The following is a 13092-nucleotide window of genomic DNA, read 5'->3' on the forward strand; positions in this document are numbered from 1 at the left end:
CGCCGCTAGAACCACCTCCCGTCAGGAACGTTGGGAGGGGCGAAACAGGAGTCTGCAATTCCGTTCCAGGCGGAGTGCGGCATGTCCACGCGAAACATGGACAAATAACGAAATGTGCCCCCGTGAATCGCGCCGTGCGACCCCGCCGGACCGGCGCGGGCCGTGTGTCGCATGTCACGAAACCGCGGAGCCCCGCACACCGTCGGCCGACGGTGTGCGGGGCTCCGCGGTGAACGCCCGCGTCCCGCGTCAGAAGGAGCTCTTCGACGCGCTGACGACGACGCACTCCTTGTACTCGGTGCCGTTGGTCTTGCCGAAGTAGGGAGTGGTGGCCTCGGCCGGCTGGGACGCGCCCGCCTTGACCTTCAGGCTGCTCACCATGGCCGTGGCGGGGACCGCGGTGGAGGTGGCGTCGCCACGGAACTTCATCGTGATGTTGTAGGTGTAGTCCAGCGAACCGCTGTTGGTGACGGTGAGCTTGGCGACCAGGTTCTTGCCGCTGCTGTCCAGCTTGCACCCGTCGATCCGGATGTCGCGCTCGGCCTTGTCCCGGGAACCCCCCGTGACGGAACCCGTGGTGGTGCTGGAGCTGGTGCCGCTGCTCGTGCCGGTGCTGGTGCTGCCGGTCGTGCTGCTGCTGTCGGTGCCGCCACCACTGGTGCTGCTGCTCGAACCCGAGTGGGAGCTGGAGCTGGAGCTGTGACTGCTGCCGCCGCAGCTCGCACCGTGCGAGCCGCGGGCTCCGGTCAGTGCGACGACGGCGATTCCGAATACTGCGACCGCGCGGACATGGCGAAGCTTCACGTTCGAACCCCGTTGGAATATCAGTGTGCAGGAGGGCCCGCCTTGACGGGCGCACGTCACCCTACAGCGGCCAAGAGGGTGATCCGGCCACCCTTCGACGGCGTGGCGCGCCTGCGTTCGGTGCCGCCGCGCAAGTCGGAGCGGGGGTACCCGCCTTGGCGGGCACGCAACGCACACGCCACCTGCGGCGCATCCACACCGGAGGAACACATCACCCCCACGGCACGCTCCCCGTCCGACGGGGAGCGGCCGGCGGCGATGCGTGTCAGGGTGAACAGGAGGAATCCGCAGCCCCGGCACCGAGGAGTCACCCGTCATGGGCGGTACGAAGGACAAGCGCCAGGAGCCCGGCGAACCCCGCGAGGAACGCGGGCGCCCGCAGCCGCCCAGCCAGGACCCCGTCCATCCCGAGCCGATCACCCCCGCCCGCAGCAGGCGCGCCGAAGAGAAGGGGCGGCGGCGCGACGAGCGGCGCCACCGGGACGACGACGGCTCCTGAGCACGGCCGGGCGGCCGGCCCGCCTCAGGGCGCCGGCAGCCGGATGCCGCCCGCGAGCTCCGCGCTGCCGCCCAGCCGCACCAGGGGGCCCGAGGGGCCCGGCCGGACGGTGGCGGTGACGGTGGAGGGGCTGCCGAGAAAGTCGCCCATCTCCACGGCGAGTTCGGTGGGGCCCGGGCCGGCCAGGTGGGCGGCCAGGCAGGCCGTGCTGTTGGCGTTGGCGATGTCCTCGTCGACGCCGATCGAGGGGGCGAACATCCGGGCGGCGGCGCGGCCTTCGGGCGTCGGCACCGAGTAGACGTAGCAGCCCAGCAGGCCCAGGCGGTCGCAGGCGGCCCGGAGCCCGGCGAAGTCCGGGGAGAGGGCCCGCAGGGCGGAGCGCGTGCGGACGGGGACCAGCAGCCGGGGCCGTCCCACCGACGCCACGCGGAGACCGGGAGCCGTCGCGTCGCGGGGGATGCCGAGTGCGGGCAGGACGAGGTCGCGCTCGGCCGCGCCGGGCGTGCGCAGCTCCACGGGGCCCGGGTCGAAGGACGCGTACGCACGGCCCTGGCGGCGCGCCGTCCAGCCCGTGAACACCCGGCCCCCGGCGTGGAGGGTGACCCGGTACGAGTGCCGGCGGCCGGCCCTCTCCGCGAGGTGGGCGAGGGCCGCCACCGTCCCGTGCCCGCAGGCGGGCAGTTCCCCCTCGGCGGTGAAGAAGCGCAGGGAGAAGGCGGGGCCGCCCTCCGGGTCGTCGTGGGCCGAGACGAAGACGGCGTGGGACGTACCGGCGAGGGCCGGCACACCGCGGCGCCGGTCGTCGTCGCCCGGCGCCGCCCCGCCCGCGAACCCGGCTTCGTCCACGACGGCGGTGGGACTGCCGCCCCCGCCGTCGCGCAGGCAGGCGCGGACGATCGCCACCGGCGGCCCCTGGGGGTCCGCGCGTCGCCGCGCACGCATCACGGACGTACCGTACCCGCGCCGGGCCCTCCCTCAACCGGCGGCCGGCCTGATCGGCCTCCGGTCCTGCGGCGGGTCGTCGGCGGGCCACAGGCCGATCATGTCCAGCAGGGCCGCCAGGTCCTCCGCCCCGACGGCCCGCGCGGCGACCGCGCGGCGGGCCGCGGCCCGGTCCACGGCGCCCGCCCGGGCCGGCAGCGCCGGCTCGTCACATCCGAAGGGATCCTTCATGGGTCCGATGCCACCACGGCCCGGGCGGATCCGCAGCTCCCACTGCTCCATCAGCCGCCGGGCCGGAGCCCTTAGGGTGGCCCGGACATCCGACCGGTCGCGGCCCGTGCCCGCGGCCGCCTTCCCCCGAGGAGCCCCTGTGGCGCGTTCGCTCGACGGCCTCGTCTTCGTCCCCGTGGCCGACCAGGCGCCGGGCCAGGTCGGCCGGCAGACCCGATTCGAGTACCACGAGCAGGACGGCCGGGTCTGGGCCGAGTACCGTGGCGGGGACGTGGCCGGGGGACACCTGGTCGGCACGCGGAGGGACGACACCGTCGACTTCCGCTACGTCCAGCTGCGCCACGACGGCTCGACCGCCTCCGGGCACTGCGTCTCCCTCGTCACGGAACTCCCCGACGGGCGGCTCCGGATGGAGGAGACGTGGACGTGGGAGTCCCAGGAGGGCAGCGGCACCAGCGTCGTCGAGCAGCAGCCCGACTCGAGGGAGAGCACCCGATGAGGATCCATCTGTCCAGCGTCTTCGTCGACGACCAGGACAAGGCCCTGCGGTTCTACACGGACGTACTGGGCTTCGTGAAGAAGCACGAGGTGCCGCTGGGCGCGGACAAGTGGCTGACCGTGGTCTCCCCGGAGGACCCCGGCGGGACCGAGCTGCTGCTGGAGCCCGACGGCCACCCCGCGGTGCGGCCGTACAAGGAGGCGCTGGTCAGGGACGGCATTCCGGCCGCCTCCTTCGCCGTGGACGACGTGCGGGCGGAGTTCGCCCGGCTGCGCGGGCTCGGGGTGCGCTTCACGCAGGAGCCGACGGATAGCGGCCCGGTCACGACCGCGGTCCTCGACGACACCTGCGGCAACCTGATCCAGATCATCCACGGCGGGTAGGCTGCCCGGCAGGGCGGGGCCGTAGCGCAGGGGTCGACGCGCGCGGTCTCCAAAACCGCGAGGACGCCGGTTCGAATCCGGTCGGCCCCGCCCGTCGGGCTGGCTAGGGTGGCCCGATGAACGAGATCGGGATCGTCGCCGAACAGGGCGCGTGGCGGGGCGGGTTCGAAGAGCGGGTGCTGGCCGGGTACCAGGCGGCGGGATGTACGGAGCCGCTGGCCCGGGCCCTGCTGGAGCGGGCCGTGGAGGGGATCGACGGCTGGACGGTGGCCACGGACGGCACCGGGTGGATAGCCGTGGGGGTGACGGAGGACAACGGTGCGGTGGTGGGCCGGATCCACGACCTCACGCTCGCGCGGGGGCGCGAGTGGGCCGAGCGGTGGTGCGCCGAGCACGGCGCCGAACGGGTGGAGGTCCGCCTCACCGGCGGGCGCGGGCCCGGAGCGTTCGCCGACTACGCGGTGCGGGGGCAGAACCGCATGCGGGCCGTGGCCGCACGGCCGGAGCTGCCGCCGGGGCTGACGGTCCGCCGGCTGACGGAGGAGGAGTACCCGGCCTGGTACGCCGCCGAGGAGGCCGGGTACATCGCCGACATCGTCCGGGCCGGGGCCCTCACTCCGGAGCAGGCCAAGGAGAAGTCCGACCGGGACTTCGCCCAGTACCTCCCGCAGGGGTACCTGACCCCGGGGCACGCCTTCTACGCGATGGAGGCCGAGGGCGAGGTGATCGGCACCGGCTGGGTGAACCACGGGTTCCTGCCGGGGGTCACCTTCGGTTTCTCCCTGGAGGTGCACGAGGAGCACCGCGGCAAGGGCTACGGCCGGGCGGCGATGGCCGTCGGCGAGTGGGCCACCCGGCAGGGCGGCGACGAGGCGATGATGTTCAACGTCTTCGGCGGGAACGAGGTCGCGATGGGCCTGTACGACAGCACGGGCTTCGCGGTCCTGGACGAGTACCGCTTCCGCGACCTGCGCTGATCCGCCGGGCGGGGGTCAGCCGTTCAGCGACGCCATGAGTTCGGGCGCGTACCGGTCCCCCGAGACCACGCCGTGCGGTGCGACGGCGTCGATGGAGGCGAGGTCGGCGTCGGTGAGCGTGACGGCCGTCGCGGCGACGTTCTCCTCCAGGTAGCGGCGGCGCTTGGTGCCGGGGATCGGGACGGCTCCCCTGTGCAGGGTCCAGGCGAGCGCGAGCTGCGAGGGGGTGACCCCCTTCTCGGCGGCCAGGGCCCGGACGCGGTCGACGACGGCGAGGTTGCGGTCGAAGTTCTCGCCCTGGAAGCGGGGGTCCGTACGCCGGAAGTCGTCGGCCGCGAAGTCGTCCGGGCTGGTCACGGCTCCGGAGAGGAAGCCGCGGCCGAGCGGGGAGTAGGCGACGAGGCCGATGCCGAGCTCTCGGAGGGTCTCGCGTACGCCGTCGTGCTCGATGCCGCGCTCGAAGAGGCTGTACTCGGTCTGTACGGCGGCCAGCGGGTGCACGGCGTGGGCGCGGGCGATGGTGCCCGCGGCGGCCTCGCAGATCCCGATGTGGCCGACCTTGCCCGCGGTGACCAGCTCGGACATGGCGCCGACGCTCTCCTCGACGGGCACGGCCGGGTCGACGCGGTGCAGGTAGTACAGGTCGATGTGGTCGGTGCCCAGGTGGCGCAGGGAGCGGTCGGCGGAGCGGCGGATGTACTCGGGCGTGCCGTTGTGGCCCCGGAAGGCCCCGTCGTCGGTGAACTCGACGCCGGTCTTCGTGGCGATGAAGGCGGCGTCGCGGCGGCCGCGCAGGGCCTTGCCGAGGAGTTGCTCGTTGACGAAGGGCCCGTAGCCCTCGGCGGTGTCGAGCAGGGTCACGCCCAGAGCGAGGGCGCGGTCGATGGTGGCGAGGGACTCGGTCTCGTCGGTGGCTCCGTAGTGGGCGCTCATGCCCATGAGGCCGAGGCCTTCGGCGCCGACTTCCAGGCCCTGGCCGCCGAGTGCGCGGATCTCCATGGTGTCCTCCGGGGGTGGGGGGCGAACTAAGTAACTAACTGGATAGTTCGAGTCTGCACACGGGGTGCGCGGGATGTCAATAACCGGATAGTTACTTGCTAGGCTGCCCGGCATGGCACGGGATTCCAGCGCAACCAAGGCGCGCCTGCTCGACGCGGCGTTCTCCGAGTTCGCGGCGTACGGCATCGCCGGCGCCCGGATCGACCGCATCGCGGTGAACGCCCAGGCGAACAAGCGGCTCATCTACGTCTACTACGGCAACAAGGAACAGCTGTTCGATGCCGTGCTCCAGCGGGCCCTGGAGACGGGCTCGGAATCCGTGCCGTTCGACGCGGAGGATCTGCCCGGGTACGCGGGGGCGGTCTTCGACCACTTCGTGGCGTACCCCGACCTGATGCGCCTGGTGCAGTGGAAGCAGCTGGAACGGCCCGAGACCACCGACCTGGTGGCGGAGTCCTACCGGGGCAAGATCGCGGCGGTGGAGCGGGCGCAGGATGCCGGGCTGGTCGACCCGGGTCTCGACCCGGCGGACGTGCTGACCCTGGTCATGGGGCTGGCGCAGGCGTGGACCGGCGCGGTGGGCGGACCCGCGACCGGCGGTCCGGGCGAGCCCTGGGCAAAGGCGCGGCTGGCCCGGCACCGCGAAGCGGTGGTGGAGTCCGTCCGCCGCCTGGTCCGGCCGCCGCGGCCGCAGGGCTGAGCGGACCGGCGGCCACGGGAGCGGGTGGACCGGCGGCCCCGCGGGCGGGGTGGCCGGATCCGGGTCAGGCCCGGGAGGGGATGGTGGCCTGGGCGAGGAGTCTGAGGGCCGTGTGGTCCTCGGAGCCGGCCGGAGCGGTGGCCACCAGGAGCGTCTGGTCGTCGCTGACGCGCAAGGCCTGCTGGGTGACGGTCAGGGTCCCCACCAGCGGATGCCACATCCGCTGCTCGGCGACGGTGCAGGGACGGGCCCGGTGGTCGGCCCACATGGTGGCGAACTCGTCGCTCTTCATGCTGAGTTCGCCGACGAGGGCACCGAGGAGCGCGTCGTCCGGGTGGCGGCCGGCCGCGTACCGCAGGTTGGCGACGGCGGCCCTCGCCTTCGACTCCCAGGTGCCGTAGAGCTCGCGCAGGTACGGGTCGAGGAAGAGCAGCACGGCCATGTTGGGCCGGTCGGCGGGACGGTCGGGCGCGGTGGGGTCGAGGTGGCCGGCGAACAGGGCGTGCCCCAGCGGGTTCCACGCCAGGACGTCGGCCCGGCGGCCGGTCAGGACGGCCGGGACCTCGGGCATGGACTCCAGCAGCCGACGGGTCGCCCCGTCGACCCGTTCCACGGGCGGGCGCCGGGCGGCGGGGCGGCGGGCGGCGAGGCCCGCGAGGTCGTGTACGTGCCGGCGCTCGGCCTCGTCCAGGTTCAGCGCGCGGGCGAGCGCGTCCAGCACCTCCGGCGAGGCGTTGTGCGAATGCCCCTGCTCCAGCCGCGCGTAGTACGAGGCGCTGACCCCCGCGAGGAGGGCGAGTTCCTCCCGGCGCAGGCCCGGGACGCGGCGCCGCTCGCCGTACGTGTCGAGGCCGATGTCCGCCGGCGTCAGCCGGGACCGGCGGGCCTGCAGGAACGCGCCGAGGCTGCTCTGTCCTTCCATGCCGCCCAGTATCGCGGGCCGCGCGCGGGCCAGCCTCACCCTGCCGGGGATAGGCAGGGAAAGGTGTGGCTGCCGCGCCGGGCCCGCCGCAGGGTGGGGGCCATGGACAACACCACCACCGACACCATCGAGCTGGGCGGCGTCAGCGTCACCCGGGTCCGCGAGTACTACGGCCCGCTCGGGCTCACCCCGCACGAGTTCATCCCCGGCAGCAGCCCGGACGTCTGGTCGGAGCACGCCGGCTGGCTGCGGCCCGACTTCGTGGACGGCGAGCCGCCCGTGTCCCGGGTCGCGCTGCAGACGTGGGTGCTGCGCAGCGAGGGCCGGGTCATCCTCGTCGACACCGGCGGCGGCAACCACAAGGCACGGCCCGGCACCCCCTGGGACCGCCAGGAGACGCCCTTCCTGGACGAACTGGCCCGGGCCGGGGTCGAGCCCGAGGACGTGGACCTCGTCGTCAACACCCACCTGCACGGGGACCACGTCGGGTGGAACACCCGGCTGGACGGGGACACCTGGGTCCCGGCCTTCCCGAACGCCCGCTATCTGATCAACCGGAACGAGTTCGACTTCTGGAACCCCGCGAACGGGCACCCGTCCGTCCTCGGCGACGGCAACGCCGGAGTGTTCGAGGACAGCGTGGCGCCGGTCCACGAGGCCGGCCAGGTCGTCCTGTGGGAGGACGGCCACCGGATCGACGCGAACCTGCGGCTGGACCTCGCCGCCGGGCACACCCCCGGCTCCAGCGTGCTGACGCTCGCCTCCGGGGGTGACCGGGCGGTGTTCGTGGGCGATCTGCTGCACAGCCCGGTGCAGATCATGGAGCCGGACGCGAACAGCTGCTTCTGCGAGGACGCCGCGCAGTCCCGGGCCAGCCGGCGCCGGCTGCTCGGCTGGGCCGCCGACCACAACGCGCTGCTGGTCCCGGCGCACTTCGGCTCCCACGGCGCCCTGGAGGTCACCCGGGACGCGGGGGCCTTCGCGGTGAAGGGCTGGGCGCCGTTCGCCCCTTGCGCCCCGGGCGGGGAGGGCTGACGCCGGACAGGTGGGCGGGCATGCGGGCAGGGCGGGCCCGGCGGGCCGCGGCCGGGCCGCCCGGCGGGTAAGGTCCGTCCCATAACGGGACCAAGCACCCCCTCCGGAACGGAACGGATCCGATCCCATGTACGCACCCGAGCGCCAGCACCGGATCGTGCAGCTGACCCAGGAGCGCGGACGCGTCGAAGTCCCCGCCCTGGCGGAGGAGTTCGGAGTCACGCAGGAGACCGTCAGGCGGGACCTGACGGCCCTGGAACGGGCCGGTCTGCTGCGCCGGGTGCACGGCGGCGCGCTCCCCGCCGGGGGGCTCCGCCTGGAGCCGGGGCTCGCCGAGCGCGACTCCACGGCCGCGGCCGCGAAGGAGCGGATCGCCCGGGCCGCCCTCGCCCTGCTCCCGGAGGAGGGCACCCTGCTGCTGGACGCGGGCACCACCGTGTCCCGGCTGGCCGCCCTGCTCCCCCACGACTCCACCCTCACGGTGGTCACCAACGCGCTCCCGGTCGCCGCCCGGCTCGCCGAGCATCCGGGGCTGCGCCTGCACATCGTCGGCGGCCGGCTGCGGCACCGTACGCAGGCGGCGGTGGACGCGTGGGCGCTGCGCGACCTCGCCGAACTGCAGCCGGACGTGGCGGTGGTCGCGACCAACGGCTTCTCGGCGGAGGCCGGGCTGACCACGCCCGACCTGGCGGAGGCGGCGGTCAAGCGGGCCATGGTGGCGGGGGCGCGCCGGGTGGTGCTGGTCGCGGACTCCTCCAAGTACGGCGCCCGGCACTTCGCCAGGTTCGCCTCCCTGGAGCAGGTGGACGTGCTGGTCACGGACACCGGGCTGACCGATGCGCGGGCCGAGGAGATCGCCGGCCTCGGCCCGGAGGTCATCCGGGCGTGAGGGTCATCGCGGGAGGCGGAAGCCGTTGAACAGGTCGTCCATGCCGCGCAGTGCCAGGCGGGCGGGGACGGCGCGGACCGCGAGGTCGCGGGCCGCCACGGCGAGGGGGTTGCGCAGGGCGCCGAGGCGGCCGACGCGGCGGGCGCGGACGCGGACCGCGTCGGTGCGGGCGCGGCGGACGGCGGTGTAGGCGGCGAGGGCGGCCGGGACGGGGTCCCGGCCGCCCTCGGCGTACCCGGAGTCGCCCGCGGGGAGCAGGCGCGCGAGGACCACGGCGTCCTCGATGGCCTGGCAGCCGCCCTGGCCGAGGTTGGGGGCCATGGCGTGGGCCGCGTCGCCGAGCCAGACGATCCGGCCGTGGTGCAGGCGCGGGAGCGGGGCGGCCAGGTCGTACAGGTCGTTCTGGAGGACGTCGGCGGGCGCGAGGCGGGCCACGCGGTCCAGCAGGGCCGGGACCGGTTCGTGCCAGGTGCCGAAGCGGCGGCGGAGCTCGGCGCGGGGGTCGGGCGAGCGGGTGCCGGCCGGGACGCGGGCGGTGGCGTAGAGGTAGTACCGGCCGTCGGCCAGCGGCGTTATCCCGAACCTCTCCCCCCGCCCCCAGGTCTCGCTCATGGCCGGGATCCGCAGGTCAGGGGCGTCGACGAGGGCCCGCCAGGCGGTCTCTCCGAGGTAGCGCGGGCCGGGGTGGGCGGGGAAGTGCGCGCGGCGCAGCGGGCTGTGGATCCCGTCGGCGGCGACGAGCAGGTCGGCGGTCAGGTCGGGTCCGCCCGCCGTACGGACGGTCGCGCGGCTCCCGGTCCCGTCGGCGCCGGTCACGGTGGTGCCGTAGCGGAGTGCTTCCGGGGGCAGGGCGGCGGCGAGCGCCGCGGTGAGGAGCGGGCGCGCAACGGCGATCGGGGGGATGCCGTAGCGGGCCGTCATGTCGGCGGTCGCGGCCCGGGTCAGCCAGCGGCCGTCGGGGCGGCGTACGCCCATCGCGCCGGGCACGGCGCCGCCCGCCGCCCGGGCCGCGTCGACGCCGATCGCCTCGAGTGCGCGCAGGGCGTTGGGGGCGAGGCCGATGCCGGCGCCGGTGGCGGGCGGTTCGGGGGCGCGTTCGCAGACGGTGACGCGCCAGCCCCGACGGTGCAGTGCGAGGGCTGCCGCGAGCCCGCCGATCCCGGCCCCGGCCACCACGGCATGCCGCTCCGCCATCCCCACTCCCGTCCACTCGCGCCTCACCCCGACGACGCCCCCGACGACGCCCCCGACCCTACCGGGGCCCGCCCGCCCCGCGCGCGCCGCTCGGCCGCGACCGTCCGGCTTCCCGGCACCGCCCGCTTACGGCTGACGCGTCATCAGTGGGCCAGCCACGTCGGGGGTTCGGGCGTCGCCGCCGGGACGTACGGTTCCGCGAGGAGGTCGTCGACCAGGCTGAGCCGTGTCTCCGGCAACCGCTCCTCGATCGCTTCCGCCATCATCGCCACGCCCTCCGGGTCGGGCACCGCGCAGCGCGCGCGGGACTCCTCGTCGGGCCAGCGGGCGTACGCGACCCAGGTGCCGTCGTCCGCGCGGTGGAGCCGCGAGCCGTAGCTGCCGCAGTCCCGCAGGATCGCCTCGGTCACCCGGTGCCAGCCCTCGCGGAACCGTTCTTCCTTGCCCGGTCGCAGCCGCCACCGGTAGATCACCGCGAACACGTTTCCCCCGTCGCTCCCGTCGGCCGCCGTCGGTCGTGCGGCGTTCCGGGGTACACCGTACGGGGCCGGGTGTCCCCGACGGCCTCGGGGTCAGCTCCCGTCGAGCGGGCGCCCGTTGCGGCGCCGCCGGCGGATGCTCACCGCGGTGGCGGTGGCGAGGAGGAACGCGAGCGCGAGGGGCCCCGTGCAGGCGTCCCGGGTCCAGAGCGGCGTGCCGAGGACGAAGAGGGGGAGCGCCGCGAGGAGGACGGCCGGCGCCGTACGCAGCCGGGCGAACGCCGGCCGCCCGGCCAGGGCCAGTCCGGCCGCAGCCGGTACGGCGAAGCGCAGGGCGCCGAACGACCCGTCGGGCAGCGGGCCCAAGGTGAGCACGCCGGCCAGGAGCGCCGCCCACAGCACGACGGCGGCCAGCCCTGCCGCCGTGCGGACCCGCGGCCGCGGGCGCAGGTCCGCGGGGCAGAGCAGGACGGCCAGTGCGGCGAGCAGCAGCGGCGTCCTCAGGAGGAGCACGAGTTCGACGCCCCCGCCCAGTCGCGTCGCCTCGGTCACCGCGGTCGCCGAGCAGCCCGCCAGCGCGGTCCAGCCGCCCGCGGACCAGCGCCCGCTCAGGGCGATCGCGGCGCCCAGGACCGTGACGAAGTGGGTCGCCACCAGCAGCAGGTACGCGGTGGTCATCCCCGCGGGCAGCCCGGAGGCCGTGGCACCCGGGAGCATCAGCCCGGCCCACCAGAGCGCACTGGCTCCGACGGCCGTGACGGCGAACGGCGCCACCGCCGCCACGAGCCGGCCGCGGCGGCCCGCCGAGCCGAGTCCGAGCCGCATCCGCAGCGCGTGCCCGGTGACGTCCAGCGCCTCCCGCGTCCGGGCCGCCCGGCCCGCGTCCCGGGTGGCCTCGTGGTACGCCAGGGCGAGCTCGTCGCCGAACTCACGCCGGTAGCCGACCGGGTAGAGCCTCAGCAGGGCGGTCATGCCGTCACCGCCCCGCCGGAGGGGCCGAGCAGGCCGGGGGCTGCCGGCGCGCCGAGGCCGAGCCGGCGAGTGGCCTCCTGGGCGGTGCGGGCGATCCGGGCCGCCTCGGCGGCGAGGACCTCGCGGCCGTGGGGGGCGAGCGCGTAGCTGCGCCGAGATCTTCTCGACCTCCTGGGCGATGGCGTAGCCGTGCCGCGGGGCGTCGGCGATGGCGGTGAGGATGAGCAGGGTCGGTTCGCGCAGAGCTTGATCGTTCACGTGTCCGGCGATAGCTCGGTCGCCGACATATGTCGATGGCCGAGCTATGCGCGAGCCGCGGCGGCCTCCACGGGGGCAGGGAAGGAGGTGAAGGTGAACGCGTCCGGCGACGGCCCGTTGGCCCTGATGTCCGCCAGCCGCTCCAGGGCCTCCTCGACGCTCGGGACGTGTCCGGCGGGGACCCACCAGAGGACCATGTGCGCCTCGGCGTGCCGTTCGAACCAGTCGCGGCGTCCGCGCATCACCTCCAGGTGCCCGCTGCGGTAGGTGAAGTCCCACAGCGCCTCCCGGGTCTCCCACACGGACATGTTGACGATGACGCGCTCCCCCAGCGGGCGCATGGCGGTGGCGTCGTTCTCCCCTTCCTCCTTGAGCCGCCACACGAATCCGGGCGCGGCGTCGGCCGCGGCGTTGACCGGGTCGAGCGCCTCGACGAACGGGGCGACGCGGGGGTCGTCGAGGGGGTAGCGGAACGTCGCGACGTTGAGCTGGGCCAGGTGGACGGCGGCGGGGCCGTGCGGGGATGCGGTCATGGCCCCATCCCAGCACGGCGCTCTTTTCTATGTCAATCGATATTGTTTTTAGAACTCTCGACCACCACGCAACACTCCCCCGGCCGGGCGTCCATCCGGGCGCGGACGGGCCCGTCCGCGCCGAGGAGCCCTTCCAGCAGGGCGAGGTTCATGCCGCAGACGAGCGGCGGGAAGCGCTCCGCGACCGCGTGGAAGGGGCAGTTGCGCATCCGGACGACGGGCAGGCTGCCACCCCCCTCCCCCTCGGCCCCCTCCAGGTGCGGTTCGTAACCGCGGGCGGCCAGTACGTCCATCGCCTCGTCGAGCCCGCCGCAGGGCGCCGCCCCCGGACCCCGCAGGGCCTCCCCCCGCCGGCGCGCCGCGGCGCAGAGCCCGGCGTCCAGCCCCGCCCCCTCGGCGGCCTCGGCCAGCAGCTCGGCGGCCGTGAGGTAGTCGCGGGCGGGCAGCGACACCGCCCACTCGGCCCGGGCCCGCGTGTACACCTTCGCGGGACGGCCCGCCCCCGGCCCGGAGCGGCCGGTCAGCCGGCGGCTGCCGCTCTCCAGCAGGCCGGCCCCGGTCAGCTTGTCCAGATGGTGCGCGGCGAGGGTGCGCGCCACTCCGGCCGCCTCGGCGGCCTCGTTCCGGCCGACCTCGCGGCCCTGCGCCACCACGTACTCGTACAGCCGGCGCCGCACGGGGTCCTGCAGCAGCGCGATCGCATCGATGTCCTCCATTCCCCCATTCTAGGAACAACCGGAATTGGAGATAGAAGGCCGCACGGGGCTCCGGGCCGA

Annotated in this window: 18 protein-coding genes, 1 tRNA gene and 1 pseudogene; 9 read left to right on the forward strand and 11 right to left on the reverse strand. The window is 74.9% G+C overall.

Features of this window, described 5'->3' with window-relative positions; translation table 11 throughout:
• Positions 1-249: 249 nt before the first annotated feature.
• On the reverse strand, positions 250-429 hold the full coding sequence (locus D1J60_RS37850; protein WP_125594732.1) for a hypothetical protein: 180 nt from the start codon (positions 427-429) through the stop codon (positions 250-252).
• A gap of 133 nt (positions 430-562) precedes the next feature.
• Between D1J60_RS37850 and D1J60_RS37855 the strand changes: the two genes are divergently transcribed.
• Together D1J60_RS37855 and D1J60_RS01595 are read left to right on the forward strand one after the other, a co-directional pair.
• On the forward strand, positions 563-703 hold the full coding sequence (locus D1J60_RS37855) for a hypothetical protein (RefSeq protein ID WP_164720810.1): 141 nt from the start codon (positions 563-565) through the stop codon (positions 701-703).
• A gap of 417 nt (positions 704-1120) precedes the next feature.
• Positions 1121-1303, forward strand: a complete 183-nt coding sequence (locus D1J60_RS01595; RefSeq protein WP_125815733.1) for a hypothetical protein — start codon at positions 1121-1123, stop codon at positions 1301-1303.
• Positions 1304-1327: 24 nt separating this feature from the next.
• Here the strand turns inward: D1J60_RS01595 and D1J60_RS01600 are convergent, their stop codons facing one another.
• Together D1J60_RS01600 and D1J60_RS01605 are read right to left on the reverse strand one after the other, a co-directional pair.
• Entirely contained in the window at positions 1328-2206 is an 879-nt protein-coding gene (locus D1J60_RS01600) for a PhzF family phenazine biosynthesis isomerase (RefSeq protein WP_241253098.1), read from the reverse strand.
• Positions 2207-2278: 72 nt separating this feature from the next.
• The gene (locus D1J60_RS01605) at positions 2279-2476 is read right to left on the reverse strand and encodes a hypothetical protein (protein ID WP_125819818.1); all 198 of its coding nucleotides are present in this window, start codon (positions 2474-2476) and stop codon (positions 2279-2281) included.
• 139 nt (positions 2477-2615) lie between these two features.
• On the opposite strand from D1J60_RS01605, the gene D1J60_RS01610 reads away from it, so the two are divergent.
• The 4 genes from D1J60_RS01610 to D1J60_RS01625 all read left to right on the forward strand — a co-directional run bounded on the left by D1J60_RS01610 (position 2616) and on the right by D1J60_RS01625 (position 4335).
• Entirely contained in the window at positions 2616-2975 is a 360-nt protein-coding gene (locus tag D1J60_RS01610; RefSeq protein WP_125819819.1) for a hypothetical protein, read from the forward strand.
• Positions 2972-3358 carry a VOC family protein gene (locus D1J60_RS01615; RefSeq protein ID WP_125819820.1) on the forward strand — a complete coding sequence of 129 codons (387 nt, stop codon included), beginning with the start codon at positions 2972-2974 and terminating at the stop codon, positions 3356-3358. Before D1J60_RS01610 ends, D1J60_RS01615 begins: the two co-directional genes overlap by 4 nt.
• A gap of 15 nt (positions 3359-3373) precedes the next feature.
• Positions 3374-3448: transfer RNA gene (locus tag D1J60_RS01620), tRNA-Trp, on the forward strand.
• A 26-nt stretch (positions 3449-3474) separates the two neighbouring features.
• Positions 3475-4335 carry a GNAT family N-acetyltransferase gene (locus D1J60_RS01625; RefSeq protein ID WP_125819821.1) on the forward strand — a complete coding sequence of 287 codons (861 nt, stop codon included), beginning with the start codon at positions 3475-3477 and terminating at the stop codon, positions 4333-4335.
• 15 nt (positions 4336-4350) lie between these two features.
• Here the strand turns inward: D1J60_RS01625 and D1J60_RS01630 are convergent, their stop codons facing one another.
• Positions 4351-5334: an aldo/keto reductase gene (locus D1J60_RS01630; RefSeq protein WP_125819822.1), complete on the reverse strand. Its 984-nt coding sequence runs from the start codon at positions 5332-5334 to the stop codon at positions 4351-4353.
• Between the two features lie 112 nt (positions 5335-5446).
• On the opposite strand from D1J60_RS01630, the gene D1J60_RS01635 reads away from it, so the two are divergent.
• Positions 5447-6034 carry a TetR family transcriptional regulator gene (locus tag D1J60_RS01635; RefSeq protein WP_125819823.1) on the forward strand — a complete coding sequence of 196 codons (588 nt, stop codon included), beginning with the start codon at positions 5447-5449 and terminating at the stop codon, positions 6032-6034.
• A 64-nt stretch (positions 6035-6098) separates the two neighbouring features.
• On the opposite strand, the gene D1J60_RS01640 is transcribed toward D1J60_RS01635, so the two are convergent.
• Complete coding sequence (locus tag D1J60_RS01640) at positions 6099-6956, reverse strand: helix-turn-helix transcriptional regulator (protein ID WP_125819824.1); 858 nt, start codon at positions 6954-6956, stop codon at positions 6099-6101.
• Positions 6957-7058: 102 nt separating this feature from the next.
• Between D1J60_RS01640 and D1J60_RS01645 the strand changes: the two genes are divergently transcribed.
• Together D1J60_RS01645 and D1J60_RS01650 are read left to right on the forward strand one after the other, a co-directional pair.
• Positions 7059-7991 (forward strand): MBL fold metallo-hydrolase, encoded by a 933-nt coding sequence (locus D1J60_RS01645; protein ID WP_125819825.1) that lies wholly within the window; start codon positions 7059-7061, stop codon positions 7989-7991.
• A 127-nt stretch (positions 7992-8118) separates the two neighbouring features.
• Positions 8119-8880, forward strand: a complete 762-nt coding sequence (locus D1J60_RS01650) for a DeoR/GlpR family DNA-binding transcription regulator (RefSeq protein ID WP_125819826.1) — start codon at positions 8119-8121, stop codon at positions 8878-8880.
• A 3-nt stretch (positions 8881-8883) separates the two neighbouring features.
• Here D1J60_RS01650 and D1J60_RS01655 read toward each other — a convergent pair whose 3' ends face one another.
• From D1J60_RS01655 to D1J60_RS01680, 6 genes and pseudogenes are all read right to left on the reverse strand, one after another.
• Positions 8884-10074 (reverse strand): FAD-dependent oxidoreductase, encoded by a 1191-nt coding sequence (locus D1J60_RS01655; RefSeq protein ID WP_125819827.1) that lies wholly within the window; start codon positions 10072-10074, stop codon positions 8884-8886.
• A 143-nt stretch (positions 10075-10217) separates the two neighbouring features.
• A complete protein-coding gene (locus D1J60_RS01660) occupies positions 10218-10556 on the reverse strand; it encodes an antibiotic biosynthesis monooxygenase (RefSeq protein ID WP_241253099.1) in 339 nt (112 codons plus the stop codon).
• Positions 10557-10646: 90 nt separating this feature from the next.
• Entirely contained in the window at positions 10647-11525 is an 879-nt protein-coding gene (locus D1J60_RS01665) for a hypothetical protein (RefSeq protein ID WP_125819828.1), read from the reverse strand.
• A pseudogene (locus D1J60_RS37860) lies at positions 11522-11783 on the reverse strand (hypothetical protein). Before D1J60_RS37860 ends, D1J60_RS01665 begins: the two are co-directional and overlap by 4 nt.
• A 44-nt stretch (positions 11784-11827) precedes the next feature.
• Positions 11828-12316, reverse strand: coding sequence for a DUF3291 domain-containing protein (locus D1J60_RS01675; RefSeq protein WP_125819829.1), 489 nt, complete (start codon positions 12314-12316; stop codon positions 11828-11830).
• Positions 12317-12348: 32 nt separating this feature from the next.
• The gene (locus D1J60_RS01680) at positions 12349-13032 is read right to left on the reverse strand and encodes a helix-turn-helix domain-containing protein (protein WP_125819830.1); all 684 of its coding nucleotides are present in this window, start codon (positions 13030-13032) and stop codon (positions 12349-12351) included.
• Positions 13033-13092 lie beyond the last annotated feature (60 nt).

Origin of the sequence: Streptomyces sp. W1SF4 (genome assembly GCF_003950035.1) — a bacterium.
Lineage (GTDB): Bacteria > Actinomycetota > Actinomycetes > Streptomycetales > Streptomycetaceae > Streptomyces > Streptomyces racemochromogenes.